The organism is Actinoplanes octamycinicus (genome assembly GCF_014205225.1).
GTDB lineage: Bacteria > Actinomycetota > Actinomycetes > Mycobacteriales > Micromonosporaceae > Actinoplanes > Actinoplanes octamycinicus.
In genome coordinates, this window is record NZ_JACHNB010000001.1 from 5,501,599 (window position 1) to 5,527,337 (window position 25,739).

Consider the following 25,739-nt stretch of genomic DNA (forward strand, 5'->3'; position numbering starts at 1 on the left):
TGGCCGCCGCCCCGCCCTGCTCGTCTAGCGCCGCCGCAGCAGCTCGTGCATCCGCTGGCGGACGTTCATGTCCGGCTCGGCCGGTAGGGCGTCCCGGATCATCGGCCAGGCCTCCGCCGGGATGGTCTCCGTCGGCCACGCCGCCAGCGCTCTGACAGCCATGGCCCGGTTCCGGACGGTCGCGTTCCGCAGCGCCGTGCTGATCAGCGGCCAGCCCTTGCCGGGATGCTCGTCCAATCGGCTGACCACCAGGTCGAGAACGTGCTCGGGCCGGTTCCAGCCCACGCCCGGTTCCGTGCCCGGTCCGGTGACCAGGTCGGACAGCGGCAGCAGCGCACCGGCCAGCCGGACGGTCAGATCGATCTCCTGAGGATCGTCGACCAGGCTGTACCAGAGGCCGGCGTCGTACGGCCGGCGCCGCACCTGCCGGACCAGGTGCTCGGTGAAGCGCATCCGCAGCTGTTCCGCGGGCCGGACAGCCTGATCAAAAACGGCCGGGTCGTCCGCCTCCAGCCCGGCCTGCACCACGGCACGCCACTCGGGCCGGGAGGTCAGCGTCGCCGCCCGGGCCTGCACCCGGACCCGCTGGCGCGGCGCCCACGGCAGCGGATCGGCCCGCGCCGAGTCGACGAACCCGAGCAGGCTCCCGGTCACCCCGATGCGCATGAGCACCGGCGGGTGCAGCCCGGCGTGGTGCAGGTAGCGCTCGATCGCCCCCGGCCCGTCCGGGTAGTCGGTGATGTCGGCGGCCGGCCCGTCCTCGCACAGGGCCAGCAGGATCCCGCCGGCCCCGTCCAGCAGGTCCTCGTCGATCGACTCGGCCGCCAACGCGTCGGCCAGCCCGCCGGTGGTGGCCGCGGTCCAGGCCAGATATTGATCGAGGATGTCGTTGCGGAAGCCGCCGCGGAGCAGCCAGGCCCGGATCCGCTCGTCGGTGGTGCCGGCCAGCCGCTGGACCGTGTGGATCCGGCCCCACCCGGTCACCCGCTGGGCGAGCGCGAAGAGATCGGCATGCCGGGAGCCGAGCGCCACCGCGGCGTACAGCGTCAGCTCCTCCATGGTCCCGAGCCGGAGCAGCAGGTCGCGGTCCCGGGCATCGCCGGTCAGGCCGAGCAGGACGAGTCCGATCGCCACCGCGCCCCGCCGGGTGCCGTGGGACGCGAGCCACCGCCCGAGCTGCCGGACCCGTGGCGGCGGCGTGTTCCGCCGCCGGAGGTCGTTCAGGATGGCGTCGGCCACGGACAGCGGTGACACTTCCGCGGCCGCGTCGTGCAGGGCCGTGAGGTCGGTGAGGTCGGGCCGGCGCCGGGTCAGGGCGTCGATGCGCTCGGCGAGCGGACCGGCCTCGTCGCTGTTCGCACGGACGGTGTGGTGGGTCCGGATGCCGTCCATGACGGCGTCGGAGATGAGGCCGCCGGCCGGCGGGGTGTCCGGCCACGGGCCGGGGCCGTGCGTGCGGGCCAGGGCGCGGGCACGCGCCAGATAGGTGGAACGGTCCTGCGAGGGGCGTGGCAGCCGCCACGCGTGGGCGCTCATCGCGCGGGGCGGAGGCCGCCCTTCCGGTCGGAAGTCATCCGACCATCATGCCGGGTCGACTGTCCGGATGGGGACTCGCCCCTCGCCCTCAGGAATGATCACTGAGAGTATCGAAAGTCTCACCTTCGGCTGAGGAATGTATCTCACGGCGTCCGCGCCGTCTCTTCATCTCTTACCGACCACCGGATTTGAGGTGTCCCATGACTCACCGACTCAGCTGTGTCACCCCGCCCTACATCCTCACCAGGCTTCTGGAGAGCGAGAACCACGAGATCCGCGACGCTGCCCTGTCCACCCTGCTCACCACCGCCCAGCTGTCCGGCGAGCGCAACGTGCGCGGCCTGATCGCCGGGGCGCTGGCCGCTTCCGAGGACGGCCGGCGCAGCATCTACGACTGCCGGCACAGCACCTTCCTGCCGCTGGCCCGGCTGGTCCGTTCGGAGGGGCAGAAGCCGGTCGCCGACGCCTCCGCGAACCGGGCCTACGACGGCTTCGGCGACACCCGGCAGTTCTACCGGGACGTCTTCCAGCGGGACTCGATCGACGGCCGCGGCATGCGGCTGCGCGGCTATGTGCACCGCGGCCGCCGCTACAACAACGCGTTCTGGGACGGCCAGGAGATGGTCTTCGGGGACGGCGACGGCCAGGTCTTCACCGACTTCACCGGCTCGCTCGACGTGATCGCGCACGAGCTGGGGCACGGCATCACCGAGCACACCGCCGGCCTCGAATACCGCAACCAGTCCGGCGCCCTGAACGAGTCGCTCTCCGACGTGGCCGGCTCGATGGTCAAGCAGTGGAAGCTGCAGCAGACCGCCGAGCAGGCCGACTGGCTGATCGGCGCGGAGGTCTTCACCCCGACGATCGACGCCGACGCGCTGCGCTCGATGAAGGCGCCCGGCACCGCGTTCGACAACAAGCTGTTCGGCAAGGACCCGCAGCCCGACCACATGAGCCGCTTCGTGAAACTGCCGGACACCCCGGACGGCGACAACGGTGGCGTGCACATCAACTCGGGCATCCCGAACAAGGCGTTCTACCTGGTCGCCACCGGCATCGGGGGATTCTCCTGGGACGCGCCCGGGCACATCTGGTATGAGTCGTTGAAGGCGTCGACGGCGACCACCGAGTTCCAGGAGTTCGCCGACACGACGTACCGCAAGGCTGAGGAGCTCTACGGCTCCGGCAGCACCGAGCAACAGGCGGTCAAGGAGGCCTGGTCCGAGGTGGGTATCCCGGTCACCACGACACCGACGCTGGCGGGGCGCCGCTAGATGCGGGTCACGCTCACGACGCGCGGCGGGCTGGCAGCGGCGATCACCCCGCAGCTGCCACCCACCGTCGTCGACACCACCGACCTGAAACCGGACGCCGCCGCCGAGCTTCGCGCCCTGATCGCGGCCGCCGCCTCGGCCGCGCCGGTCGCCCCGAACCCCCGGGTCCGCGACGCCATGACCTACACCGTCCTGGTCGAGGACGACGGCGACACCACCACCCTGACCGCCTCCGACGCCGCGATGACCGCCCCGTTCAGCGCCCTGCTGAGCTGGCTCGAGGACCAATGACAAGACCCGATTTCGGTACGCCCTGAGCGCTGCCGAGGATCTCGGCGATCGTCCCCAGCTCGTCCGTGTCACCGACCCGGACGTGGCGTGGCATCCACGCCTCAACGGGATCCAGGCCGTGGGTTCGAGCAGCGCGCCTGGGCTCAGCGGCGACGTGCGACCAGCCATCCGATCACCACACCAGCAGCGGCGGCAGATGCGGGGCCTGCCCAGCCGCGTTCCTGATTCCGGCGACCGTCAGCCGAGGCGACTCCGACGATCATCTCGGCGGACGGCGGTCCCATCGCTACGGCCGTATGGAACTCCTCGTCAACGATCCGGGCGAAGCGCCGGTAGGTCCGCGACGTGTCGTCATGTAGCCAATGGCGCCGGGAAGCCGCCCAGTGCTGCCGCGCCGCCGCGTTAGCGAAGTGTTTGGGCAGCGCTTCCAAGCGCAGACTGTCCTCTGAGTAGGTGCCGTTCTCGTAGCTCATCCTGAGGTAGTTCAGGAGCATGAGGCAGAAGAATCGGCGGCGCATGTCGAGCGGAGTCATGGCGGCCACGATCGGCCCGAACATGACTCCGTAGGTCTCCGGGTCTTCGGAAGCAAGCGCCATCAAGCGTTCGTGCTTCTCGCGGGTCACCTGAATGCGCTGCAAACGCAGCTGGCGAGCCTGATACAGCAGCCCTGCGGCTATCCCGATGAAGGCGAGGGCCGAGAACAAGGCGGAGGCGGCGCCGTATGCCTGGCCGATGTTGGCGAGTTGCACCCAATCGGTCTCCCACCAGTGGCCGGCCGCGGCGAGTATCAGTGGCGAAGCGGCGGCGCACGTGAGCACGACCGCGGCGAGGACACCCAGGACAAGATCGCGAGTTCGAGGACGCATGGCGGCTCCCGGTACGGCGGGCTGTGAATCCTCATGGTGGAGCGTGTCGGCCAGCGTTCGGATCAGGACGCCGCTGTCCCCAGATCGCGAAATTCTCACTGAGTCAGTAGGTGCCCTGCGGCCTGCAGCTTGCTCGCGCCACAGGTTCGCGCGGCCGGTCGCAGCCTGCCCATAAACAGTTTTGAGTGTTACAGAGTCGCGACGACTGTTCATCGATCTGTCTCGTTGAGGTTGATCGCTCCTACGTTCTGCCGCACAGCAGTGACGAAGGAGGAGATGCCTCGTGTGGCGACGTCTTTCGACAGCCGGCCTGGCCCTGGTCACGGTCGTGACCGGCCTGGCCGCCGGCGGGAGCCCGGCGGCCGCGGACCCGGCCGGGCCGGTGCTCTACGCGGACAGCCCGGGCGCGGTGCCCGGGCGGTACATCGTGACGCTCAAGGATCACGCGTCGATCGGCAATCAGGCGAGCACGCTGGCCCGGCGGTTCGACGGGCAGCTGCGGCACGTCTACGACCAGGTGCAGCACGGCTTCTCGGTGGCGCTGCCGGAGAGCCGGGCGCGCCGACTGGCCGCCGACCCGGCGGTCGCGTCCGTCGAGCAGGTGCAGCGGATCACCGTGCAGGACACCCAGAGCAACCCGCCGAACTGGGGTGACGACCGGATCGACCAGCGCAGCCTGCCGCTGGACCGGGCGTTCACCTATCCGGCGAACCCGGGGCAGGGCGTGACCGTCTACGTCCTGGACACCGGGCTGAACGCGAGCCACACCGACTTCACCGGCCGGGTCGGCCAGGGCGTCGACATCGTGGACGGGGACAGCAACCCGGCCGACTGCCACGGGCACGGCACGCACGTCGCCGGGACCGCGGCCGGCACCACCTACGGCATCGCCAAGAAGGCCCGGATCGTCTCGGTGCGGGTGCTCGACTGCCAGGGCACCGGCACCAACGACGACCTGATCGCCGGGATCAACTGGGTGCGGAGCAACGCGCAGAAGCCGGCCGTGGCGAACTACAGCATCGGCTGCGGCAGCCGCTGCACCAGCCAGGCGATGGACAGCGCGGTGTCCAGCCTGATCAGCTCCGGGGTGCAGTTCGTCCAGGCGGCCGGCAACTCCGGCGACGACGCCTGCTACTACTCCCCACAGGCGGTCGCCGCCGCGATCACCGTCGGCAACAGCACCAGCGCCGATGCCCGGAACAGCACCAGCAACTACGGTTCCTGCCTGGACCTGTTCGCGCCGGGGACCAGCATCGTGTCGGCGTCCTACGCCAGCAACACCGGCAGCGCCACGATGACCGGCACCTCGATGGCGTCCCCGCACGTGGCCGGCGCCGCGGCCGCCTATCTGGGCGCGAATCCGTCGGCGACCCCGGCGCAGGTCCGGGAGGCGCTGGTCGGCAACGGCAGCACCGGCAAGATCACCAGCCCGGGCAGCGGGTCCCCGAACGTGCTGCTCTACACCGGTTTCATCGGCGGCGGCACGCCCGCCGATCCGGTGATCACCAACCCGGGCGCGCAGCGCATGGCGGCCGGCCAGGAGGCCGAGCTGCAACTCACGGTCACCGGCGGCACGAAACCCTACTCCTGGCAGGCGTCCGGCCTTCCCGCCGGGCTCGCGATCGGTGCGGACAGCGGACAGATCTCCGGTACGCCCTCCGCGCCCGGAACCTCGAACGTCACGGTGACCGTCACCGACAGCGCCGGCCGGTCCGGGTCGACGACCTTCACCTGGACCGTCACCTCCGGCGGCGGCTGCCCGCCGGCCCAGCCGATCGGCAATCCCGGCTTCGAGAACGGCACCACGCCGTGGACCGCCACCGCGAACGTGATCGGCACCTGGTCGCAGTACCCGGCCCGGACCGGCACCCGGAACGCCTGGCTCAACGGGGGTGGCCAGGTCCAGACCGACACCCTCGGGCAGCAGGTCGCCCTGCCGGCCTGCGGCAGCGTGTCGCTGCGCTTCTGGCTCCGGATCACCACCGCGGAGTACGACGGCGGCGTCTACGACAAGCTCACCCTGACCGCGGGCAGCAGCACCGTGGCCACCTGGACCAACCTGGACCAGACGTCCGGGTACGTGGAGAAGGTGGTCGACCTGACCGCCTTCGCCGGGCAGACGGTGAACCTCAAGTTCACCGGCGTGGAGGACTGGTCGCTGCAGACCAGCTTCGTGATCGACGACGTGACCGTCAGCGCGTCCTGATCATCTCTGCCCGGCGGGAGTGGGCGGCCGGGATCCGGCCGCTCACTCCCACTCCCAGCGCATGCCGGCGATGCCCGGGGCGACGTCCGCGGCGACCAGGTGGGCGCCGTGCGTCGAGCCGATCCACGCCTCCCAGACGCCCTGCTCCGGGGCGTTCAGCGCGCGCCGCTGGAAGCGGTGGCAGCGGGCCGGGACCGCGTCGTGGTGGAACTGGACCTGCAGCACGTACTCGTTCACCGGGGTGGTGAACGCTCGGTAGTAGTTGTCGGTCGGCACCCGCGACTCGCTGCGGTACTCGTGCTCGATCACCACGGTCTCGCCCTGCGACAGCATCCGGTCGAAGACGATCTCGGCGGCCAGCAGCCCGGATCCGGGGTCGCTGCGGGTCCGCCCGATCCGGCAGTTGCGGATCGCGGCGATCGAGGTGGTCGCGGCCAGGTCGTCGCTGGAGAAGATGCCGACCGTCCGGGACACCCGGTCGACGTTGGCCCGCAGCACCTGCCGGCAGGTCAGGCTCACCTCCTGCCGGTCCGGCCCGACCGTGTAGAGGTCGTGCAGGCTGAGCCGGGTCAGCTCGTGGTACATCCACCGGTCCAGCCCGCCGATCGCCCGGGCCACGCTGACCCCGTCGGAGAACAGCCGGTCCACCTCGATCGTGCCGGGTGGCCGGGTCAGCCACCGCCCACGCGGCCGGCGCGGTCCCAGCTGCACCATCAGCGAGTCCTCGGGCAGCGTGAGGATCCGCTCCAGCAGCCGGACCGCCTTGAGCGACTCGGGCCGCTCCGGCCGGCTGCGCCCCCGCCGCCAGTAGCTGAGCGTGGTCAGGCTCAGGTTGATCCCGGCCGCCGCCAGCTGCTCCTGGATCTCGTCCAGCCGCACCCCACGGTCCTCGATCGCCAGGTGCAGCGCCGCCGAGAACGGCCCGGTCCGCAGCGCATGCGCGAGGTCCCGCCCCAGCTCGGCCCGCCCGTCCTCCATGCCGACCGAGTATCGTCCCCGATCGATCGGATTCAAAGACCTCCGACGTACGCGGCGATCGCCGCGGCGGCCCCGGCGCGCCGGGACAGCTCGGCGACGGCGGTACAGCGACCAGTGCCCGGGCCCCCACCTGGGACACCAACTCGGTGGTCTCCCCGAGGCGGGCGAAGAGCCCGAAGTCCCGGGGTACGCGGGGGCGTGCTCCGCGTCAGCTGGTGGACGCGGCGCGGTCCGCGCGGATCACGGCTTGGGCGGGCATGCTCGCGCGGATCACGGCGCAGGTGGGGCGTGCTCCGCGCGGACGGGGCGTGCTCCGCGGGAATCAGGGCACGGACGGGGCGTGCTCCGCGCGGATCAGGGCGCGGGCGGCGGCGACCGCGCGGGCCGCCACCGCGTCCACCGTCGACGAGCCGCGGGCGAAGAAGCCATCCGCGAACAGTGACGTGTAGCCGTGCCCGACCGCGATGATCGCCTCGACCAGGGCGACGCTCTGCTGGTAGGTCGGGACGTCGGTGGCGGCGGCCAGCTCCAGGACCGTGTCCATCAAGGCCCGGGTGTGCTCCCGCCGACCCTCGTCAGGCACCCGGTACAGCTCAGGGGCGTAGATGACGTGCAGGCCGGCGCCGGTGCGCACGACGTACCGGAAATAGGCGCCGGCGACCGCGGCCAGACGATCGGCCGGGTCCGGACCGGAGTCCTCGGCGGCCGCGAGGATCGCGGACCGCAGGTCGCGCGCGGCCGTGGCGGAGACCGCGGACAGCAGGTGGTCGCGGTCCGGGAAGTGCCGGTACGGCGCGGCGGAGCTCACGCCCAGCCGCCGGGCCACCGCGGCCACCGAGAAGCGGCGCAGCCCCACCTCGGCGAGCAGCTCGAAGCTGGCGCCGATCAGGGCGGCACGCAGGTCACCGTGGTGGTAGGCGCGTTCCCGCGACATGCCCGCCTCCCCGCGGCCGCAGTGTAAGTCCCCTCTTACATTACAGCCCCTCAGCGATCGCCGCCGTGGCCCGCGGCCGGGCCGCCGTCACCGCCCCTCAGCGATCACTGCGGTGGCCCGCAGCCGGGCCGCCGTCACAACCCCTCAGCGATCGCCGCCGTGGCCTGCAGCCAGGCCGCGTGGCTGGCCGAGGAGAGCGCGTCGTAGGCGATCGGCCCGCCGCCGATCAGCGCCGGGTCGTACGGGATGTCGACGACCGCCCGGGTCAGCTGGCCGAAGTGCCGGTGCAGCCGGGCCCGCAGCGCCTTGTCCGGGACCGCGGCCGGCTCGGCCAGCACGGTCACCGCCTTGGCCACCAGCTCGCCGCGACCGGAGGTGTTCAGCGCGTCGGCCATCCAGGCGGCGCTCTGCGAGGTGTCCTCGCGCACCGTGGAGACGATCACCAACTGGTCGGCCTCGGCGACGGCCGCCTCCCAGTTGCTGGCCCGCATGTTGTTGCCGGTGTCGACGACCATCACCCGGTAGAACCGGCTCAGCGTCCGGTGCAGATCCTTGAAGGCCGCGGCGTCGATGCTGGCCGAGGACTCCGCGTCCTCGTCCGAGGCGAGCACGTCGAACTGCGCGTCGCCCTGCGACCGCACGTAGTTGTCCAGGTCGCCGACCCGGGCGCTGCGCACGTCGGCGAACCGGTCCAGGTCGCGCAGCAGGTCCACGGCGGTGTTGGTGTGCCGGGCCGGGTTGGCCCGCCAGCCCATGGTGCCCCGGGTCTCGTTGTTGTCCCAGCCCAGCACGTAGCCGCCGCGGTGGATGCCGAGCGTCCGGGCGATCATCAGGGTGGTGGTCGTCTTGATCGCCCCGCCCTTCGGGTTGACCACCACCACCGTTTTCGGGCCGTTCAGGCTGCGCTGCACGGCCGCGACCGCGGTGCGGTGCCGCACCTCGGCCGGTCCGGGCGGCAGCGCCACCACCCCGGCGGAGGCCCGCCGGACGATCGCCCGCCACCCGGTCTTGGCCGGGCCCATCGGCGGCGCGGGCCGGTCGGCGAGCAGGTCGTCCAGGGTCGGCGGGGTCACCTTGACCGGGGCGGGAGCCGCCGGCTGCGCGGGCGCCGGCAGGGCCGACCACGGCGCGGCCGGCTCCGCCTTGTCCCGGGCCAGCAGGGTGGCGGGTGGCGGGGGCAGCGCCGCCCACGGGCCGGCGGCGGAGCGTTCCTCCGTGCCCGCCTCGGTCCCGGTGTCCTGCACCCACGGCGGGTAGCTGCCGTTGTCCGTTGACATGTCGCCTCCAGCGCCTTCGAGACCAATGCCCCCTATCAATATCAAAGAGCGCCCAGCAACGTCGGACCGCACGCCGGTGCGAGTGGCCTTTTACCTTCGCGCCACGCCGCCGGCTGCCTGCCCCGGTGGTCAGAGCCGCATGTCGGTGACGAAACAGACGACCTCGCCGTCCTGGTCGCGGCCGATCCACGTCGGGTAGGCGCCGTCGCCCCACCCGCTCGAGTAGGCGATCAGCTCGCCGCCGTCCAGCATCGCGAAACCGCCCTGATCGAACTCCAGGAGTTCGTCGGGCAGGTCGTCGTCGAACCAGGCGGCGTAGTGTTCGCGCTGCTCGGCGTCGAGGAAGCAGGCCAGGCCGGCGTCCACCGAGACGCCGTAGTAGTAGCCCTCGCGCAGGTCGAGCGGATCCTGTCCGTCGCACAGTACCAACTCCCAGCGGGCCACCGGCCGATCGGCCACGGTGAGCCGGGCGGCCGCGATCCGGACGTGCTCCTCGTCGCCGGCGAGGTGCGCCCGGCTGATCGTCACCGGATAGCTCCCCGGCGCCACGGTGACCAGGTAGGGCGCCTGGTCGTCGGAGAGCCAGCCGGGGTCGGCCGCGACCAGCCGGCCGGACGGCAGCCGCAGGTCGCCGGCGGCGACGACCTCGATCCGGGCCGTCGTCCGGCCACCTGCCACCGGGCGGACAGCGCCCTCGGTGAACAGGCCGGCCACGTCACCGGGCTGAAGGGAACGTGGCGGCTGCCAGGGCACCGCGCTGTCGTGGACCACCGGCAGGTCGTGCGTGTCGGACTCGACCACCTCCGCCGGTCCGGCCCCGATCAGGGTGAGCAGTCCGGCCCAGTCACCGGGACCCGGCCTGGGCAGCCGGGGTGCCGCCTCGAACCCGGTCTGGGTCCGCAGGCCGCCGCCTTCGCCGTTCGGACGCTCCTCGATCAAAAGACGTCCGTCCGACCGGTAGTAGGTGGCGAAGCGCTGGGCCGCCCGCCGTTCGTACTCGTCACCGACCAGGTCGTCCGGCCCGTCCCAGGTGGCGGCGGTCCACAGGGCCAGACCCCCGTCGGCCGACGGGCGGAACTCGTGCTGAGCCACCTGGCGGCCCCGATCGTCGTAGCGGACCGCGGCGAGGTAGCTGTCCGCCCAGGCGACCCGGATCTCCAGCCGCACCCGGCTGCCGTCGAGGAGTACGACCGCGTACGTGTCGCGGGTTGCCGCCTCGGCCCGGCTCATTGGGTTGACCAGCGCGCGGCCGTCCCAGCCGGCGCCGTAGACCGCCACCAAATTGATCATGGCCGGGGACTCTACGGCCAGCAGCCGCTCCGGTGAAGACGCGGTTCTCGGCGGGAACCGTCCGTGCCCGCTGTCCGACCCGGCCGACGCCTACTTGACCCGGACGGTCGTGGTCTTGGCCGAGCGGTCGGGGAGGACCGAGACCCCTTTGATCTCGTAGGTGCCGGGCTTGGTCACGGTGATGCTGTACGTGTCGTCGGTCGCGGTGAACACGTGCTTCACCGTCTTGCCGCCGAGCTTGGCGTAGACGATGTTGTAACCGCGGTCCTTCCACCGGGGGTCGACGAACTTGCCGGAGATCACCCGGCCCCTGGCCGTCGCGCTCAGGGTGAGCTTCGGTGCCGTAGTCGGGGGCGCCACACCGAAGTCGACCGGGACCGTGTTCCAGTCGGTGCTGAGGTACGGCGTCTGCCAGTTGTAGACGATGGTGACTTTCACGGTTCTGCGGCCGTACTCGCCGTAGCTCGGGCAGAAGTCGAACGTCGTGCGGCCGTTCGCATACTCCGGGTTGCTGACTCTGCGGAGTGGCCCGGCGTTGGAGGCCACGCCGCCGATGAGCACGTAGTCGGCGACGGAGCGGTGGTAGACCGCGAAGTGGACCATCCGGGTGCAGCCGTACCCGGAGCCGAACGTGCTCGCGACCCGGATGTTCCGGTCCTCGGCGGCCTGCGCCGGGGCGGCGACGGCGATCGAGGCGGTGCCGGCGAGAAGCGCGGTGAGGGCGGTGACGAGTTTCTTCATGCCTGGGATGGTCGGTAGGTGACGCGTGCCACTCAAGGTTTCCGGCCGGGCCGGCGAGGTGCTGTCCGGGTGCGGCCCGTTCCCTTCCGGTGCGGGTTGTGCATGGCGCGGCGCCTCACCCACGGGCAACGAATCGCCTCCGGCTGCGGAGGGTCAGGTACCGCACGGGACGGTCAGCCAGTCGGTGGCGGGGATGGCGGTGCGGGACCGGTCGAGTTGGGTCAGGATGCGGTCGAGGTCGTCGGGGGACTGCAGGAACTCCAGGACGGCGCGGTAGAAGGCGTTGGTCATCGCGCTGGGCATGAGGTCGGAGGCGTCGAAGCACAGCCTCGCCTCCCCGGTCAGCGTCTCGGCGATGCGGCGGGTCACCGGGTCGTCGTAGATGGCCGGGTCGACGCCCCGGTTCGCGGAGAACACCGAGCCGTGGCTCGCCGCCGGCCAGATGCTCTGCGCCTCGTCGGTGGCCAGGAAACGGATCAGCTCGCGGGCCTCCGGCTTGTCGGTGAACAGGGCGGCCAGGTCGGCGGACACCTCCCACGCCCGGTCCTCGGCGGACGGGAACGGCACGAAGTCCCGGCCGGCGGCGTCGCCGGCCACGAACGACGCCTGGTGGTGCAGGAAGCATCCGGGTGGGTTGGCGGACATCGCCCGGCCCGCGTCGGCGAAGTTGGTGAACAGCAGGCCCGGCGCGCCGCCGCGGACGAAACCGGGCCGCAGCGCGATCCGGCCCCAGGCCTGCCACGCCTGTTTGATCTCCGGGGCGGTCCAGGCCAGCTTTCCGGCGGCCCAGCGCTGGTACGCCGCGGGGCCGGCCTGGTGCAGCACGAAATCCTCGATCCAGTCGGTGCCGGGCCAGCCGGAGACCGGGGTGGACCCCATGCCCATGCACCAGGCCGCGGCGCCGCCCGTGCTGAGGCGTTCGCTGATCTTGACGAGCTCGTCCCAGGTCGGCGGCCGGTCACCGGACAGGCCGGGGACCCGGCTCGGGTCGTACCAGATCAAGCTCTTGAGAGAGGTTTTGACCGCGACCGAGTAGCGAGCGTTGTCCATCTGCTCCAGCCGCAGCCACTGTGCGCTGTGCGACTGCTCGGCGCCGGCGTCGATCACGTCGTCCAGCCGGCGCACCGCGGAACGGCGCACGTAGCCGGCAAGATCGCCCAGGCTGGGCAGCACCGCGATGTCCGGCGGCGTACCTTTCTGCACCTCGGCGGTCAGCACCTGGTTGAGCGCGCGGGTGCCCTGCAGCTCCACCCGGATGCCGGTCTTGTCGGTGAACCGGTCCAGCACCTGCCGGAACGCCGCCGCCTCGCCGCCGGTCCACGACGCGAGCACGGTCACCGCCGCCCGGTCGTCGCCGGTGCACGCCGCGGTTGCGGTGAGCAGGACGGCGACGGCTGCCAGTGTCACTGCTCGTACGATGCGCATCGCCGCCCCTACCGATACTCGTTGATGCGTGGATAGAGGCCGAGCGGCACCAGCGCCATCGCGATCAGTGCCGCGAGCAGGAGCAGCAGCAGCCGCCCGGTCGTCGCGGTGGCCGCCGCGGCATGCCCGTCCACGTCCTTGATGCGGGCGGTGAGCGCCTCCTCCGCGGGTGGCTCGGCGGCGGCTTTCGCCACGACCATGTCACCGCAAGCACCACGGCACGCCTTCGCCACCGCCTCGCCGAGCATCTTCTGCCCACGCTGGTCGGCGGCGTCGATGCGCGCGTGCCACACCCCGACCAGTGTGGTGCCCGCCTGCCGGGTCGCGGTCAGCTCGCCGCGAGCGGCGAAATCGAAGGACATCCCGGCGGCCAGGGCCAGCACGGCGAGAGTCGCGGCGATCAACGGCGGATTGAAGGTACGGCGGAAGCGCCGGCTCAGGAACACCTGCGTGGCCAGCAGCAGTCCGAGCAGCACGGTCACCGGCACGATCCAGACGGCCACCCAGCCCGGCGCCATCCGGCCGGTCGTGAGCTGCCGGTCGAGGGTCCGCTGCTCGACGGCCAGCAGGTCGTCGAGCTGGTCCAGGATGCCGTCGGGCATGTGCAGCAGGCGCGAGGCGTACCACAGATCGGCGACGGCCAGGACCGACGCGGGATCCTTGCGGAAGTGCGCGTCGGCCTGCTCGATCAACCCGGAGTACGCCGCCAGCTGGCCCTGCACCAGCTGGATGCTCTGACCGACCCCGGCGCCCGCGACGCTGTCCACGGCGAGCTGGGTGAGACTCTGGCCGGCGAGGGCGATCTGGTTCTGATATCGCTCGCCGGGGCCGGTCAGCCCCACCGCCCCGCTGCGGAAACTGGCGACGGCGGCCTGGTCGGCCTCCACCAGCGCGGCGTGTGCGGCCAGAACGTGCTGGATCGACGGCACCGAGTGGCTCCCGACGCGCTCGGCGGTCGCGCGGGTGCCCTGAAAGACCCACGCCGAGGTGCCGAGCACGATCAGCAGCGCCAGCTCCAGCACGACCAGCGCACGCCACAGAGCGGACCGGGTCGTACCCGTATGGATCCCGAACCTGATCAATGGCTGCCCTCCCGCGAGGAACAGTACCAACGGTGTCCACACGACTACCCGAAGTCGATCATCGCCGGTCCGGCGGCCGGCCCCTCAGGGCAGAACCCGGTTCTCGCTGTCGCGATCAGGTGGGACGGCGCAGCGCCGCCCGGTCAGCGGAGGGCGGCGGCGATCGCTTCCGCCGGGGTCGTCGTCGGCCGTCCGATCAGGCGCCGCAAGTCGCCGGAGCCGGTGAACATCTCGTCGTGGCTCATCGCGCGGTCGGCGTCCGCCAGGACCTGCGCCAGCTCGGCGGGCACGCCCGCGCCGACCAGCACCTGGGCGAACTCGTCGACCGGCAGATCGGTGTAGCCGATCCGCTTGCCCGTCGCGGCCGAGATCGCCGCGGCCAGTTGCGTCAGGGTGAAGGGTTCGTCGCCGCCCAGCTCGTACGCCTTGCCGTCGTGGCCTTCGGTCGTCAGCACGACCGCGGCGGCGTCGGCGTAGTCAGCTCGGGTCGCGGCGCTGATCCTGCCCTGGCCGGCGGCCCCGACGAGCGTTCCGCCCCGCAGGATCTGAGGGAGCTGGTCGGTGTAGTTCTCCAGGTACCAGCCGTTGCGCAGCATCACGCTGGGGAGGCGCTCGCGCAGGTACTCCTCGGTGGCCCAGTGGGTCGGAGAAAGGGTGGTGGTGGACGTGTCCGCGTGCAGCATGCTGGTGAACGCGACCAGCGACGCGCCCGCCACCACCGCGGCGTCGATGGCGCGGCGGTGGTTGGCGACGCGCTCGCTCGGGGTCGTGGTGGAGATCAGCAGAAGCTTGTCCACGCCCTCGAAGGCTGCGGGGAGGCTGCCGGGCTCCGCGAAGTCGGCCCGGCGGATCTCGACACCGCGGTCGGCGAAGTCCTTGATCCTGCTGATGTCACGGCTGGTCGCAACGATCTCGGAGGCCGGCACCCCACGGGTCAGCAGCGCTTCGACAGTGAGCCGGCCCAGATTTCCGGAGGCTGCGGTGACAACGATCGACATGGCGGTTTCACCTTTTCTGCCGCGGACCTTCCGCGACGTGAACCCACGATGACCTGGTCGCTCTCCTTTGGTAAGGGCGAACTTTCGGGTAAGGTGCCCACCCGGGCGAAAGGATCCAGGTGAGATTCATGGCGACGGTCGGTGAAGTGAGCGAGTCCACACCATCGTGGGACCCGTATACGCGCGGCTGCCCGTCGCGTGACGTGCTCGACCAGATCGGCAGCAAATGGGCTGTCCTGGTGATGGGCGAGCTCGGCAGGCATGGGGCGCGTCGGTTCACGCAGCTGCGGCAGCAGCTCGGGGGGATCAGCGAGAAGATGCTCACCCAGACGCTGCGCACGCTCGAACGCGACGGGCTGATCCTGCGGACGGTGTATCCGGAGGCGCCGATCCGGGTGGAGTACGAGCTGACGCCGCTCGGCCAGACCCTGCGCGGTCCCCTGAAGGCGCTCACCGAGTGGTCGACGCAGCACATCGAGGAAGTTGTCGACGCCCGCAAGAAGTACGACGAACGTACCGAAAAATAGCGGGCCCCTCCGGAGAAGCGGGGTGATCTCGCCGGCACCCGCCTTCTCGGGGAGGCATGGCGGTTGACTGTCTTGCCGTGCTGGTCGATGGGTCAGGCGATGGCGGTGCGCAGCGCGATGGAGATGCCGATGCAGTGCGCCGCGAAGGCGGTGATCGTCAGGGCGTGGAAGACCTCGTGGAACCCGAACCAGCGCGGGCTCGGGTCGGGCCGTTGGAAGCCGTACACCACGGCGCCCAGGGTGTAGAGGGCGCCGCCGAGAACGAGGAACGTGACGACCGGTGCGCCGCCTGCCTGCCAGAATGCGGGTAGGTAGAGCACGGCCACCCATCCGAGGGCGATGTACACCGACACGTACAGCCAGCGTGGGGCGCCGATCCACAGCACTCGGAAGCCGACCCCGGCCAGCGCGCCGGCCCACACGATCCACAGCAGGGTCCGGGCGTGGCCCGGCGGTAGCAGTAACACGCAGAACGGCGTGTACGTACCGGCGATGATGAGGAAGATGTTGGCGTGGTCGAAGCGCCGCAGGACCTTCTCGGCGCGCCCCACCCAGGCGCCGCGGTGGTACAGCGCGCTGATGCCGAACAGCAGCGCCGCCGACAGGCTGAAAAGTGCCAGCGCCAGCCGGGTGCGGGCGTCCGGGGACAGGACCGTCAACAGCGCTCCGACGGCGACCGCGACGGGGAAGGTGCCGGCATGCAGCCAGCCCCGCAGCCGGGGCCTGATGGCGGCGCTGAGGTGGTCCAGGCCCTGCTCGACCCGGTCCTCGAACCGGTCCATGCCGGTGTCCGGGCGGCCGCCGTCCGATGCCTGCCGGGAACGCTCGATACTCACGCCAGCCGGTTACCCGTTTGACCGGTGGCAAACGGAAAGTTGTTCGCCGGTCGAAATTGCCCCCACTTCGCCCCGGGGCAGCGACCTGCACGGAGATGCCTTACGGCTTCGGCTCAGAGACGGAGGCTGAAGGGCCATGCCCGTCAAGCTTCGTTCTCTCGCCGGTCAAGCAGTCGTGCTTGCTGATCGAGCGCTGCTTGCCGATCGTCGAGCGCGGTCTCCCGCTGTGCCTGCGCGTGGTCGCGGCGATCGGCAGCGTCGGCACGCCGAACCAGCGCGTCGTCACGGACGTTCAGGGCTGCAGTGCGACGCTGCACGGCGTCGTCAGGCAGATCGGCGGCGTGTTCCAGGCGTTGCAGATCGGCCTGGCGCTCATCACTGAGCCTGCGTAGCCGCGCCAGCGATGCCGCCATCTCGCCGGTGGAGTCGAGGTCCTCGGGCATGGTTCAACTGTCCTCCGCGGCGACGCGCCGCGGGCCGATACCGCCGTATGCGGCCCCGCGGAGCGGGATCCCGGTCGGGGCGTCGGTGTTGGCGGTGGTCAGCCACCGCATTGCGGAGAGTATCCGCAGGTCAAGAGTGCGGCCGCCGGGTCCGCTCCTTCTCCGGCCGGGTGGGTGTAAGTTAGCTCTTACATTCCTTGTGAGAGTCCTCTTACATCGTTGGAGGCAAGCGTGAGCATCCGGCTCGGGTATCAGATTCCGAATTTCACCTATCCCGGCGTGCCGGTCGAGCGGCTGTTCGACACGGTGGTGGCGCAGGCCCGGGAGGCCGAGACGGCCGGCTTCGACACGGTGCTGGTGATGGACCACTTCTACCAGCTGCCGGGGATCGGCACGCCGGATCAGAACATGCTCGAGGCGTACACCACGCTCGGCGCGCTCGCGTCGGCCACCTCGACGATCCAGCTGTCCACGCTGGTGACCGGCAACACGTACCGTAATCCTGCTCTGCTGGCGAAGACCGTGACCACTCTCGACGTGGTGTCGAAGGGGCGCGCCATCCTCGGCATCGGGGCCGGCTGGTTCGAGCGGGAGCACCACGACCTGGGCTTCGAGTTCGGCACCTTCGGGCAGCGGTTCGAGCGGCTCGAGGAGGCGCTGACCATCATCGCGCCGATGCTCAAGGGTGAGCCGGCCAGCTTCGAGGGCAAGTGGTACGTGGCCCGCGGCGCGATGAACAATCCGCGACTGCGCCCGAGCATCCCGATCATGCTGGGCGGTTCCGGCGAGCAGAAGACGTTCCGGCTGGCGGCCCGCTTCGCCGACCACATGAACATCATCTGCGACGTCGACGACCTGGCCCGCAAGGTCGGCGTGCTGCGCGAGCGGTGCGCCGAGATCGACCGCGACCCGGCCACCCTGGCCACGAGTTACCTGGTCATGGGCATGGTCGGCGAGGACGAGGCGGAGGTGAAGGAGCTGGCCGCGTCGATCCCGGAGGACCGGCGCAACCGGGCCTTCCTCGGCACCGCCGAGCAGGTCGCCGAGCAGCTGCACGAGAAGGTGATCGGCGCGGGGATCGACGGGATCACCATCAACCTGATCCGTAACGGTCACCGGCCGGGCCTGGTCAGCCAGGTTGCCGAGGCGCTCAAGCCGATCGTCAAGGCCTGACCGGAGCGACCCGCCGGGGCCGGGCCGAGCCCGGCGCCCGGTCCGGGCGGGTAGCGTGACGGAATGGACCAAGCGCGTGTTCTTGTCGTGGGCGGGCACGGGAAGGTGGCCCGGTTGCTCCTGCCCCTGCTGACCGGGGCGGGGCACGAGGTCACCGCGGTGTTCCGCAACCCGGAGCACCGCGCCGACGTCGCCGCGACCGGGGCGACGCCGCTGGTCGCCGACGTGGAGCAGCTCGGCGTCACCGAGCTGGCCGAGCTGTTCGCCGGGCACGACGCGATCGTCTGGTCGGCCGGGGCGGGCGGTGGCAATCCGCCGCGGACCTACGCGGTGGACCGGGACGCCGCGATCCGCTCGATGGAGGCGGCGCAGCGCGCCGGCGCGCGCCGCTACCTGATGGTGTCCTACTTCGGTTCCCAGCTCGATCACGGCGTGCCCGCGGACAGCGCCTTCTTTCCGTACGCGGAGGCCAAGGCCGCCGCCGACACCCATCTCGCGCGGACCGGTCTGGACTGGACGATCCTCGGGCCGAGCCGGCTCACCGACGACCCGCCGACCGGCCGGATCGAGACGGCCGCCGAGGGCGCGACGGCCGGTGCGGTCAGCCGGGCCGATGTCGCCGCGGTGGTGGTGGCCGCTCTGCACGACCCGGGCACCGTGCACCGCACGATCCGCTTCAACGCCGGGGCCACCCCGATCGCCGACGCCCTGCGCGAGTGATCCGCAGCTCCCCGATCAAGATCAAAATCCGCTTGGGGTACGCCGCAGCGCCGTGAATCCCCTGGTCGTTTGGCCTCTGACGAAGCGGGTAAGCGGATCTTGAAGCCCGTCCCGCACCGGGGCGGACCCGCCGCGAGGGAGCCCTGATGCCGATCGAACGCCTGCCGTCCGACCCGGACCGCTACCCGCCGCTGGATCCCGGAGCGCCGATCCCCGACGACCCGGGCGAACTGTCCCCGGACAGCCCCGACCCGCTGCCGCCGGCCCCGTCCGAGCCGATCCCGATGGAGCCGGACCGGGAGCCCGAGCCGGCCTGACGCGCGGCCCCGGTCAGTCCCAGAAGCCCGCGTGCACCTCGGTGGCGGCGGCCAGGGCGACCGGGCCGTCGACGGTGATCGGGCGGCCGCCGCGGGCGAACACCTCGCGGGACGAGAGGCGCAGCGGCGGCTGGCCCGTCCCGTCGGGAAGCATGGCGGTCAGGTCGGCGGAGGAGAGGGCGAAGACCACCCGGCCGATGCCGGACCAGTAGATCGCGCCGGCGCACATCGCGCACGGCTCGGTGCTGGTGTAGAGGATGCTGGCGGCCAGCGTCGCCGGGTCCAGGCGCCCGGCCAGCCGGACCACGTTGGTCTCCGCGTGACCGGTCGGGTCGGCCTCGGTGACCACGGTGTTCTCCGCCTCCAGCACCGACCCGTCCGGCGTCACCAGCAGCGACCCGAACGGATGGTTGCCGTGCTCACGGGCCGAGCGGGCCAGCCCGATCGCCCGTTCCAGGTAGGCCGCGTCGGCCGTGGTGATCGTGGTCATCGGGGTCCCCTTCCGCCCGGGACAGCGTACGACGGACTCACTGTGCGACTTCGGGAACATCATTTCGGCGAGTCGAGTAGCCGATAAACGCGACGCCACACTGTTGACCTTCGATGCCCTGACCTGCGGGAAGGGCTGATCCGGTCCGGGTGGCCGGGTCGTCTCGGTGACGCTAAGTGGCTATCTCGTCATCGACCGTCGACTACCCGCCGTGGCCGCCGACATCTACGGTGCGAGAGAACCGCCCCGCCTTTTGCCGAAGGATGCCGGATGGTGATCTCGCAATACTCCCTGACCGCCCGGCCGGTGATGGCCGGGTGAGATGGCGTGGACTGACCGGTGTGCTGAGCTCGCAGGCCTGCACGTTGTCCGCCAACCGGCTGCTCACCGTCGCGGTGCCCTGGCTGGTGCTGGACCGGACCGGCAGCGCGGCGCAGACCGGGCTGGTGGTGGCGTGCCAGGTGCTGCCGTACGCCTTCACCCAGTGGCTGGCCGGCCCGCTGCTGGACCGGATCGGGCCGCGCCGGATCAGCATGGCCGGCGACCTGGCGTCGGCGTCCGTCCTGATCATCCCGGCGATCTTCGGCACCCCACCGCTCTGGCTGCTCACCCTGATGCTGGTGGTGGTCGGCTGCGCGGACGGGCCGGCCAGCGCCGCGAAACGGATGTTGGTGCCGTTCGCCGCGGCCGACGCCGGCCAGTCCACCACCCGCGGCGTCGGCCTGGCCACCGCGGTGGAGCGGACCGCGACCGCGGCCGGCACCGCGCTGGCCGGCTGGCTGGTCGCCACCCTGGGCGGGGATCGCGCGCTGTGGGCGGCCGCCGCCATGCTCGGCGTGGCCACCCTCATCGTCACGCTGACCGTGACCGACCCGGTGCGCGACCGCGGCCGGGACGACGAGACGTACCTCGACCGGCTGCGCACCGGCGCCGCGTTCCTGCGGCACAGCCGGCCGTTGCGCGCCCTGACCGCGATGTTCGTCATCACCAACCTGCTCGACCAGGCGCTGATGGCGGTGCTGCTGCCGGTCTGGGCCCGGGCCGGCGGGCACGACGCGACCGTGGTCGGGCTGGCGCTGAGCACGGTCGGGCTGGCGTCGATCGCGTCCGCGCTGGCCTCGGCCGGCTTCGGGACCCGGTTGCCGCGCCGGGCGACGTACCTGATCGGGGTGCTCAGCAGCGGGCCGACCCGGATCATCGTGCTGGCGCTGGACCTGCCGCCGCAGGTGGTGATCGGGGTCTACGCGCTGGCCGGGATCGGCTCCGGGCTGTTCAACCCGCTGCTGGAGACGGTGCAGGTGGAGCTGATCCCGGCGGCGCTGCGCGGCCGGGTGCAGACCCTGATCAGCGCCTGGGCCTGGGCCGGCATCCCGGTCGGCGGCCTGCTCGGCGCGGTGCTGCTGAACACCGGCGGCCTGCACGCGGCCCTGTGGATCTGCGGGCTCGCCTACCTGGCCGCGGTGCTCCGCCCGGCCTGGCGGATGGACTGGTCACGGCCGTCGGCACCGGCGCCGCCCGGTGACGGGATCCGGCTGGTCCCGGCCGGCCGCAACCGGATCACCCGGATGCTCCGCGAGCGCCCCTGCCCGCCGAACCGGGACGAGCACCGCCACCTGCTCCGGCGCCGCTCCGGCGGCGAGGTGACGCTCCACCGGTGACTCACCGGCGGGCGGTGGCCAGCATTGTGGTGACGGCGGCGGCGAGCATCAGCGCGTGCGGCACCAGGTGCTCCAGGTCCGGCCACGTTCACCATCGGCGCCGCGCCGGCCGCGGCGACGCCTATGCTGCCGCAGGCACCTCCACCTCCACGGTGAGCACCTGCCCGGTCCGGGCCGCGGCGTTGGCGTCGATGTTCTCGAAGCCGCTCCATTCCGAGGCCAGCGCGAACAGGGTCCGGCCGGCCGGCCCGCCGAGCGCGCAGGAGAAGACCGGCCGGTCGAACTCGACCCGGTCGGTGATCTTCCCGCCCTCCCGGACCCGGATCAGCGCGCCGCCGGGCGCGTCCGGCCCGCCGCCGAGCATCCGGATCCCGGGCGCCCCGCACCAGACCGCGCCCTCGGCGTCGATGCAGATGCCGTCCGGCGCGACCCGGTCGGCCCATACCCGCCGGTTGGTGAGCGTGCCGCCGGCCGCGATGTCGAACGCCGTGATCCGGCTCGCGAACGACTCGCTGACCAGCAGTGTCCGCCCGTCCGGGGTGATCACCATGCCGTTGGCGAACTGCAGGTCGCCGGCCACGATCCGGGTGGCGCCGTCCGGCGCGACGTGCGCGATCACGCCCGGGTTCGGCGCGCCGCCACCGACCAGGTCGAACGCGAACCCGTTCACGTAGACGTCGCCGCCCGCGGTGGTGACGATCTCGCTCCAGCCATGCTCGGCCACGTCGGCGAGATGCCCGTAGGTGGTCCCGTCGGCCAGGGTCAGCCCCGGCCCGGTGGTGAGCAGCCGCCCGTCCGGGAGCCAGTCGAACGCCCAGCCGTACCCGGGTGGGGCGTCGGCCACCCGCTCGGTCGTCCCGTCCATGCCGATCGCCACGATCTCCCCGGACGCCCAGTGCGCCACCCAGAGCCGCCCCTCGTGCCACCGGCCGGATTCGAGCATGGTGAATCCCTCGGCCAGCAGTTCCGGTGTAGATGTCGTCATAGCGCGATCCTGCGCCTCGGCGGCCGCTTCGTGCCAGCGACCGCTAGGTGACTGGTGTTAAACGCGGGTTGATCAGAGTCTTGATCGGCCCGCGTTGTTGTTGAGCGGTGGTTGTGGGTCGGGGTTTGTCCTGTTGGCGGGTTGGAGAGTTGCTGGTGAGCGGTGGGTTCCGACTGTCAGGTGAGGGCCCAGCCTTGGAGTTGGTGGGTGAGGCCGAGGGCGGCGAGGCGGGCGAGGTTGGTGGCGGCTGCTAGGAGGGTGAAGTCGGCGGCGACGCGGTGGAGTCCGCGCATGCGGGCGTGGCGTCCGCCGTGGCGGCGGCGCATCAGGTGGGCGATCTTGCGTTCGACTTTGGGTCGGGTGGCTTGGTAGTCGGCTTTCCAGGCGGGGTCGGTCTGTCGGGTGCGGGCGGCGGCCAGGTGGGTTTCCCAGCGGCTGATGGTGATGTGCCGGCCGGTTTTCGCTGTGGTGCATTGCGGGCGTAGCGGGCAGTCGGTGCAGGCGGCGCCGAAGTCGGCTTGGCCGGCGTGCCGGTCATGGCCGGTGATCGGGCGGATCGTGGTGGTGACCTGGTTCGGGCAGGTCACCGTGGCGTTGTCGAGGTTGACGGTGAACTGGTCCTTGGTGAATTTGCCGCCGGGGGCGACCGGGGCTTGGACCTTGGTTTTGATGTCGATCTCGGCGTGGTGCAGCAGTGCGAGGACTTCGCCGGCGCCGTAGGCGCTGTCGCCGTAGACCGCTGGGTCACCGGCCGGTGTGGTGTCGCAGTCGTCGGCGGGTGCGCTGGTGAGGTCGGTGATCAGGTTCGGGGCGGCTGCGGCGTCGCCGGTGTTGCCCGCGGTGACCTGGGTGGCGGTGATGATCTCGCTGTCCGGGTCGATGGCGAGGTGGGCTTTGTAGCCGTCGAAGCCGTGGTGCTGGGTTTTGTGGCCGTGCCGGGCCTGCGGGTCAACAGTGGAGATCACCCGGTCGGCGGCGACTTTGCGGGCGATCCGCAGCCTGCCGTCGTCGCCGGTTTCCAGATCCTGACCCAGCACGGTGGCCAGCAACGTCATCGCCTCAGCGACTGGTGCCGGAAGTTCTTCACGGCCGTCAAGAGCGGCGAGTAGCGCATAGCCGTCCCGGGCCCGGGAATCGATCACCGCTTCCCGGGCGGTCTTGTCGTCCCAATCCACCACCGGTTTCCCGGTGCTGGTGTAGTCGTCGCCGCTGGTCAGCAGACTGCGTAGCTCAGCGGCCAGGTCACGGCCGGCGGCGGTGAGCAGGCCGCGGATCGCCGAGCGGAGCAGCGTGATCGTGTCCATCGTGGCAACTGCGTCATACAACGGTGTCGAGTCCAGGACCCGGCGCCGGCCCAACAGCCCCGCCTGGCGGGCCGCGGCGAGCGCCACCTCGAAGATCCGGTCCGGACGCGGCGAGCGGCGTAGCCGTTCCCGCATGTCGACCAGCACCGTGTGCACGAACCCGACCCGGCCGGTGTCCCAGTCACCGACCCCGGCCGCGTACCGCCAGCGGGCATCGAAGGTGAACCGGTCGACCGCTTCCCGATCCGACAACCCTTCCAGACGCTGCAGCACCATCACCGTCGCGACCACCGACGGCGGCACCGACCGCCGCCCGACCTGCGCGAACAGGTCAGCGAACAGGCCGTCCGGGAACAGCCGGTCCCGATGCTCGTGCAGGAACACGAAGATCGAGTTAGGGGCGAGAACGTCCCCGCAGAACCGGCTGATCGGGTCGGCAAGGCCTGACTGCTGCGACGCCCTACCCAACGTCATCCCAGCAAACTATCTAAAATAGAAGCAAAGCTATATCCATCACGCGAGTGACAAACCAGCGTTTAACACCAGTCACCTAGGGTGGCTCGGGTGACTGACGAAGCCCCGGGCCGGGACGCCATGCGGATCGCCAGCGGCACGGCTGGGCGGTGAGCGTGCCGCAGCTCGCCCCGCACACCGTCGCCACGGTCGCCGCCGACCTGCGCGCACTGGGCCTGACCGGCGGCGACACGGTGATCGTGCACAGCTCGGTGCGTTCGATCGGGTTCGTCGCCGGCGACGTGCAGGCGGTGGTGCGGGCGCTGCTCGACGTGCTCGGGCCGGCCGGGACCCTGGTCGTCCCGACCCACACGCCGGGCAACACCGACCCGGCGGACTGGGTGAACCCACCGGTCCCGGCCGACTGGTGGCCGGTCATCCGGGCGAACGGTCCCGGCTTCGACCCGCTGCGCACCCCGAGCCACCGGATGGGCATCCTGCCGGAGACGGTCCGGACCTGGCCGGGGGCGCGGCGCAGCGATCATCCGCAGGTGTCGTTCGCCGCGCTGGGCGCCGAAGCGGCCGAGATCGTCGCGGACCACGCGCCGGCCGAGGCGTTCGGGGACGGCTCGCCGCTGGGCGCGATCTACCGGCTCGGCGGCAAGGTTCTGCTGATCGGCTGCGGTCACCGCCGCAACACCTCGCTGCACCTCGCCGAGGCCCGGCAGGAGCAGCCGCCGATGACCGACTACGGGTCCGCGGTGCTCGGGCCGGACGGCGCGGCCCGCTGGCTGACCTGGACCGCGCCGGACCACGACGTCGTGCACTTCGAGGAGATCGGCGCGGCCTTCGAGGCGACCGGCGCGGTCACGATCGGGACCGTCGGCGAGGCCACCGCCCGGCTGATGCCCCAGCGTGAGCTGGTCGACTTCGCCACCGGCTGGCTGGCGCGGGTCAGCTGAGCGAGCGGCCGGCCGCGACGATCGCCTCCTCGGCGGGGCGCGGCTGCCAGCCCAGCACCCGCCGCGCCTTGTCGTTCGAGATCTGCTTCCGGTAACCGAGCTCGCCGACGAACGCCCGCATCGCCGGGGTGGTCCGCACCACCTCGTCCGGGATGGTCGCGGCCGGCACCCGGGCGGCCCGCTCGCCGAGGTGCTCGCGCAGGGTGGCGCCGATGTCCTTGAGGGCGATCGCCGGACCGTTCGCGATCAGGAACCGCTCGCCGTCCACGCCGGGGGTCACCATCGCCCGCACGTGCGCGTCGGCCACGTCGCGGACGTCCACGACCGGGAGGTAGATGTCCGGGAAACCGGGCATCTGCCCGGTCAGCATCCGCTGCACGATGTGGTTGCCGCCGGAGATCTCGCTGCCCAGCACCGGTCCCAGCACGGCCACCGGGAGCAGTGTGGTCAGCTCCATCGCGCCCCGGTCGAACTCCCAGGCGGCCCGCTCGGCGAAGACCTTGCTCCGCCCGTAGGCGTCCATGCCCGGCCCGTCGAGCACCGACCAGTCGTCCTCGGTGAAGACGTGACCGGTGTGCGGGTGACCGAATCCGGCCGCGTGGAACGCCGACGTCAGCACCACCCGCCGCACCCCGGCGTCGCGGGCCGCGCGCAGCACCCGCACGGTGCCCTCGCGGGCCGGGACGATCAGGTCGTCCTCGTTCGCGACCGGCCCCGGCCGCACCGGCGACGCCACGTGCAGCACGTGGTCGACGCCGGCCACGGCCTCCGCCCAGCCCGCGTCGTCCAGCAGGTCGGCCTGGACGAACTCCACCCCGTCGAGGTCCGGTTTCCGCGACCGCACCGTGGCCCGCACCCGGTAGCCCCGGCCGAGCAGTTCCCGGATGACATGGCCGGCGATGAACCCGGCGCCGCCGGTGACAAGCACTCGTTCTTCGTTCATGTCGTCACCATGCGCTCGGCGGACCGGGCC

At 71.6% G+C, this 25,739-nt stretch carries 25 protein-coding genes; 9 read left to right on the forward strand and 16 right to left on the reverse strand.

Annotated features, from left to right (window positions below):
- Window positions 1-24: 24 nt before the first annotated feature.
- A complete protein-coding gene (locus BJY16_RS24055; protein ID WP_185041841.1) occupies window positions 25-1,536 on the reverse strand; it encodes a hypothetical protein in 1,512 nt (503 codons plus the stop codon).
- Between the two features lie 200 nt (window positions 1,537-1,736).
- Between BJY16_RS24055 and BJY16_RS24060 the strand changes: the two genes are divergently transcribed.
- Together BJY16_RS24060 and BJY16_RS24065 are read left to right on the forward strand one after the other, a co-directional pair.
- Window positions 1,737-2,810, forward strand: a complete 1,074-nt coding sequence (locus BJY16_RS24060) for a M4 family metallopeptidase (protein WP_185041842.1) — start codon at window positions 1,737-1,739, stop codon at window positions 2,808-2,810.
- Complete coding sequence (locus tag BJY16_RS24065; protein WP_185041843.1) at window positions 2,811-3,101, forward strand: protealysin inhibitor emfourin; 291 nt, start codon at window positions 2,811-2,813, stop codon at window positions 3,099-3,101.
- 143 nt (window positions 3,102-3,244) lie between these two features.
- Here the strand turns inward: BJY16_RS24065 and BJY16_RS24070 are convergent, their stop codons facing one another.
- Window positions 3,245-3,967, reverse strand: a complete 723-nt coding sequence (locus tag BJY16_RS24070; protein WP_185041844.1) for a DUF6082 family protein — start codon at window positions 3,965-3,967, stop codon at window positions 3,245-3,247.
- 283 nt (window positions 3,968-4,250) lie between these two features.
- On the opposite strand from BJY16_RS24070, the gene BJY16_RS24075 reads away from it, so the two are divergent.
- Window positions 4,251-6,173 carry a S8 family peptidase gene (locus tag BJY16_RS24075; RefSeq protein ID WP_185041845.1) on the forward strand — a complete coding sequence of 641 codons (1,923 nt, stop codon included), beginning with the start codon at window positions 4,251-4,253 and terminating at the stop codon, window positions 6,171-6,173.
- Window positions 6,174-6,215: 42 nt separating this feature from the next.
- On the opposite strand, the gene BJY16_RS24080 is transcribed toward BJY16_RS24075, so the two are convergent.
- The 8 genes from BJY16_RS24080 to BJY16_RS24115 all read right to left on the reverse strand — a co-directional run bounded on the left by BJY16_RS24080 (window position 6,216) and on the right by BJY16_RS24115 (window position 14,898).
- Window positions 6,216-7,151, reverse strand: coding sequence for a hypothetical protein (locus tag BJY16_RS24080; RefSeq protein ID WP_185041846.1), 936 nt, complete (start codon window positions 7,149-7,151; stop codon window positions 6,216-6,218).
- A 322-nt stretch (window positions 7,152-7,473) separates the two neighbouring features.
- Entirely contained in the window at window positions 7,474-8,085 is a 612-nt protein-coding gene (locus BJY16_RS24085) for a TetR/AcrR family transcriptional regulator (RefSeq protein ID WP_185041847.1), read from the reverse strand.
- Window positions 8,086-8,219: 134 nt separating this feature from the next.
- A complete protein-coding gene (locus tag BJY16_RS24090) occupies window positions 8,220-9,362 on the reverse strand; it encodes a MinD/ParA family ATP-binding protein (RefSeq protein WP_185041848.1) in 1,143 nt (380 codons plus the stop codon).
- Between the two features lie 129 nt (window positions 9,363-9,491).
- A complete protein-coding gene (locus BJY16_RS24095) occupies window positions 9,492-10,652 on the reverse strand; it encodes a DUF4241 domain-containing protein (RefSeq protein ID WP_185041849.1) in 1,161 nt (386 codons plus the stop codon).
- Window positions 10,653-10,742: 90 nt separating this feature from the next.
- On the reverse strand, window positions 10,743-11,393 hold the full coding sequence (locus tag BJY16_RS24100; protein WP_185041850.1) for a hypothetical protein: 651 nt from the start codon (window positions 11,391-11,393) through the stop codon (window positions 10,743-10,745).
- A 153-nt stretch (window positions 11,394-11,546) separates the two neighbouring features.
- Window positions 11,547-12,800, reverse strand: a complete 1,254-nt coding sequence (locus BJY16_RS24105; protein ID WP_203759316.1) for an ABC transporter substrate-binding protein — start codon at window positions 12,798-12,800, stop codon at window positions 11,547-11,549.
- Between the two features lie 26 nt (window positions 12,801-12,826).
- The gene (locus tag BJY16_RS24110; RefSeq protein ID WP_185041852.1) at window positions 12,827-13,840 is read right to left on the reverse strand and encodes a GlnX family signal transduction membrane protein; all 1,014 of its coding nucleotides are present in this window, start codon (window positions 13,838-13,840) and stop codon (window positions 12,827-12,829) included.
- A gap of 203 nt (window positions 13,841-14,043) precedes the next feature.
- Entirely contained in the window at window positions 14,044-14,898 is an 855-nt protein-coding gene (locus BJY16_RS24115) for an SDR family oxidoreductase (RefSeq protein ID WP_185041853.1), read from the reverse strand.
- 128 nt (window positions 14,899-15,026) lie between these two features.
- Between BJY16_RS24115 and BJY16_RS24120 the strand changes: the two genes are divergently transcribed.
- Window positions 15,027-15,425 (forward strand): winged helix-turn-helix transcriptional regulator, encoded by a 399-nt coding sequence (locus BJY16_RS24120; protein ID WP_185041854.1) that lies wholly within the window; start codon window positions 15,027-15,029, stop codon window positions 15,423-15,425.
- A gap of 92 nt (window positions 15,426-15,517) precedes the next feature.
- Here BJY16_RS24120 and trhA read toward each other — a convergent pair whose 3' ends face one another.
- Both trhA and BJY16_RS24130 read right to left on the reverse strand, forming a co-directional pair.
- Window positions 15,518-16,261 carry a PAQR family membrane homeostasis protein TrhA gene (gene trhA, locus BJY16_RS24125; protein ID WP_239177963.1) on the reverse strand — a complete coding sequence of 248 codons (744 nt, stop codon included), beginning with the start codon at window positions 16,259-16,261 and terminating at the stop codon, window positions 15,518-15,520.
- Window positions 16,262-16,404: 143 nt separating this feature from the next.
- Window positions 16,405-16,704: a hypothetical protein gene (locus BJY16_RS24130; protein WP_185041855.1), complete on the reverse strand. Its 300-nt coding sequence runs from the start codon at window positions 16,702-16,704 to the stop codon at window positions 16,405-16,407.
- A 231-nt stretch (window positions 16,705-16,935) separates the two neighbouring features.
- Between BJY16_RS24130 and BJY16_RS24135 the strand changes: the two genes are divergently transcribed.
- The 3 genes from BJY16_RS24135 (at window position 16,936) to BJY16_RS24145 (ending at window position 18,914) form a co-directional block, all read left to right on the forward strand.
- A complete protein-coding gene (locus BJY16_RS24135) occupies window positions 16,936-17,877 on the forward strand; it encodes an LLM class F420-dependent oxidoreductase (protein ID WP_185041856.1) in 942 nt (313 codons plus the stop codon).
- A 63-nt stretch (window positions 17,878-17,940) separates the two neighbouring features.
- Window positions 17,941-18,597, forward strand: coding sequence for an SDR family oxidoreductase (locus BJY16_RS24140; RefSeq protein WP_185041857.1), 657 nt, complete (start codon window positions 17,941-17,943; stop codon window positions 18,595-18,597).
- Window positions 18,598-18,743: 146 nt separating this feature from the next.
- On the forward strand, window positions 18,744-18,914 hold the full coding sequence (locus BJY16_RS24145; RefSeq protein WP_185041858.1) for a hypothetical protein: 171 nt from the start codon (window positions 18,744-18,746) through the stop codon (window positions 18,912-18,914).
- A gap of 13 nt (window positions 18,915-18,927) precedes the next feature.
- Here the strand turns inward: BJY16_RS24145 and BJY16_RS24150 are convergent, their stop codons facing one another.
- On the reverse strand, window positions 18,928-19,404 hold the full coding sequence (locus BJY16_RS24150; RefSeq protein WP_185041859.1) for a nucleoside deaminase: 477 nt from the start codon (window positions 19,402-19,404) through the stop codon (window positions 18,928-18,930).
- Between the two features lie 317 nt (window positions 19,405-19,721).
- On the opposite strand from BJY16_RS24150, the gene BJY16_RS24155 reads away from it, so the two are divergent.
- Window positions 19,722-21,062 carry an MFS transporter gene (locus BJY16_RS24155; RefSeq protein WP_239177962.1) on the forward strand — a complete coding sequence of 447 codons (1,341 nt, stop codon included), beginning with the start codon at window positions 19,722-19,724 and terminating at the stop codon, window positions 21,060-21,062.
- Between the two features lie 121 nt (window positions 21,063-21,183).
- On the opposite strand, the gene BJY16_RS24160 is transcribed toward BJY16_RS24155, so the two are convergent.
- Window positions 21,184-22,047 carry an SMP-30/gluconolactonase/LRE family protein gene (locus BJY16_RS24160; protein WP_185041860.1) on the reverse strand — a complete coding sequence of 288 codons (864 nt, stop codon included), beginning with the start codon at window positions 22,045-22,047 and terminating at the stop codon, window positions 21,184-21,186.
- A 176-nt stretch (window positions 22,048-22,223) separates the two neighbouring features.
- The gene (locus BJY16_RS24165) at window positions 22,224-23,825 is read right to left on the reverse strand and encodes an IS1182 family transposase (protein ID WP_185041783.1); all 1,602 of its coding nucleotides are present in this window, start codon (window positions 23,823-23,825) and stop codon (window positions 22,224-22,226) included.
- Between the two features lie 149 nt (window positions 23,826-23,974).
- Here BJY16_RS24165 and BJY16_RS24170 point away from each other — a divergent pair, with 149 nt between their 5' ends.
- Complete coding sequence (locus tag BJY16_RS24170) at window positions 23,975-24,766, forward strand: AAC(3) family N-acetyltransferase (protein ID WP_239177961.1); 792 nt, start codon at window positions 23,975-23,977, stop codon at window positions 24,764-24,766.
- Here the strand turns inward: BJY16_RS24170 and BJY16_RS24175 are convergent.
- Window positions 24,759-25,709, reverse strand: coding sequence for an SDR family oxidoreductase (locus BJY16_RS24175; protein ID WP_185041861.1), 951 nt, complete (start codon window positions 25,707-25,709; stop codon window positions 24,759-24,761). The two genes, BJY16_RS24170 and BJY16_RS24175, sit on opposite strands and share 8 nt — an antisense overlap.
- Window positions 25,710-25,739: the final 30 nt, after the last annotated feature.

Coding starts and splice junctions, on each gene's coding strand:
- BJY16_RS24140 (WP_185041857.1), top strand. CDS start 17,941: ATGGACCAAGCGCGTGTTCTTGTCGTGGGCGGGCACGGGAAGGTGGCC.
- BJY16_RS24120 (WP_185041854.1), top strand. CDS start 15,027: ATGGCGACGGTCGGTGAAGTGAGCGAGTCCACACCATCGTGGGACCCG.
- BJY16_RS24060 (WP_185041842.1), top strand. CDS start 1,737: ATGACTCACCGACTCAGCTGTGTCACCCCGCCCTACATCCTCACCAGG.
- BJY16_RS24080 (WP_185041846.1), bottom strand. CDS start 7,151: ATGGAGGACGGGCGGGCCGAGCTGGGGCGGGACCTCGCGCATGCGCTG.
- BJY16_RS24175 (WP_185041861.1), bottom strand. CDS start 25,709: ATGAACGAAGAACGAGTGCTTGTCACCGGCGGCGCCGGGTTCATCGCC.
- BJY16_RS24070 (WP_185041844.1), bottom strand. CDS start 3,967: ATGCGTCCTCGAACTCGCGATCTTGTCCTGGGTGTCCTCGCCGCGGTC.
- BJY16_RS24130 (WP_185041855.1), bottom strand. CDS start 16,704: ATGCCCGAGGACCTCGACTCCACCGGCGAGATGGCGGCATCGCTGGCG.
- BJY16_RS24065 (WP_185041843.1), top strand. CDS start 2,811: ATGCGGGTCACGCTCACGACGCGCGGCGGGCTGGCAGCGGCGATCACC.
- BJY16_RS24115 (WP_185041853.1), bottom strand. CDS start 14,898: ATGTCGATCGTTGTCACCGCAGCCTCCGGAAATCTGGGCCGGCTCACT.
- BJY16_RS24100 (WP_185041850.1), bottom strand. CDS start 11,393: ATGAAGAAACTCGTCACCGCCCTCACCGCGCTTCTCGCCGGCACCGCC.
- BJY16_RS24085 (WP_185041847.1), bottom strand. CDS start 8,085: ATGTCGCGGGAACGCGCCTACCACCACGGTGACCTGCGTGCCGCCCTG.
- BJY16_RS24150 (WP_185041859.1), bottom strand. CDS start 19,404: ATGACCACGATCACCACGGCCGACGCGGCCTACCTGGAACGGGCGATC.
- BJY16_RS24095 (WP_185041849.1), bottom strand. CDS start 10,652: ATGATCAATTTGGTGGCGGTCTACGGCGCCGGCTGGGACGGCCGCGCG.
- BJY16_RS24090 (WP_185041848.1), bottom strand. CDS start 9,362: ATGTCAACGGACAACGGCAGCTACCCGCCGTGGGTGCAGGACACCGGG.
- BJY16_RS24145 (WP_185041858.1), top strand. CDS start 18,744: ATGCCGATCGAACGCCTGCCGTCCGACCCGGACCGCTACCCGCCGCTG.
- BJY16_RS24055 (WP_185041841.1), bottom strand. CDS start 1,536: ATGAGCGCCCACGCGTGGCGGCTGCCACGCCCCTCGCAGGACCGTTCC.
- BJY16_RS24160 (WP_185041860.1), bottom strand. CDS start 22,047: ATGACGACATCTACACCGGAACTGCTGGCCGAGGGATTCACCATGCTC.
- BJY16_RS24165 (WP_185041783.1), bottom strand. CDS start 23,825: ATGACGTTGGGTAGGGCGTCGCAGCAGTCAGGCCTTGCCGACCCGATC.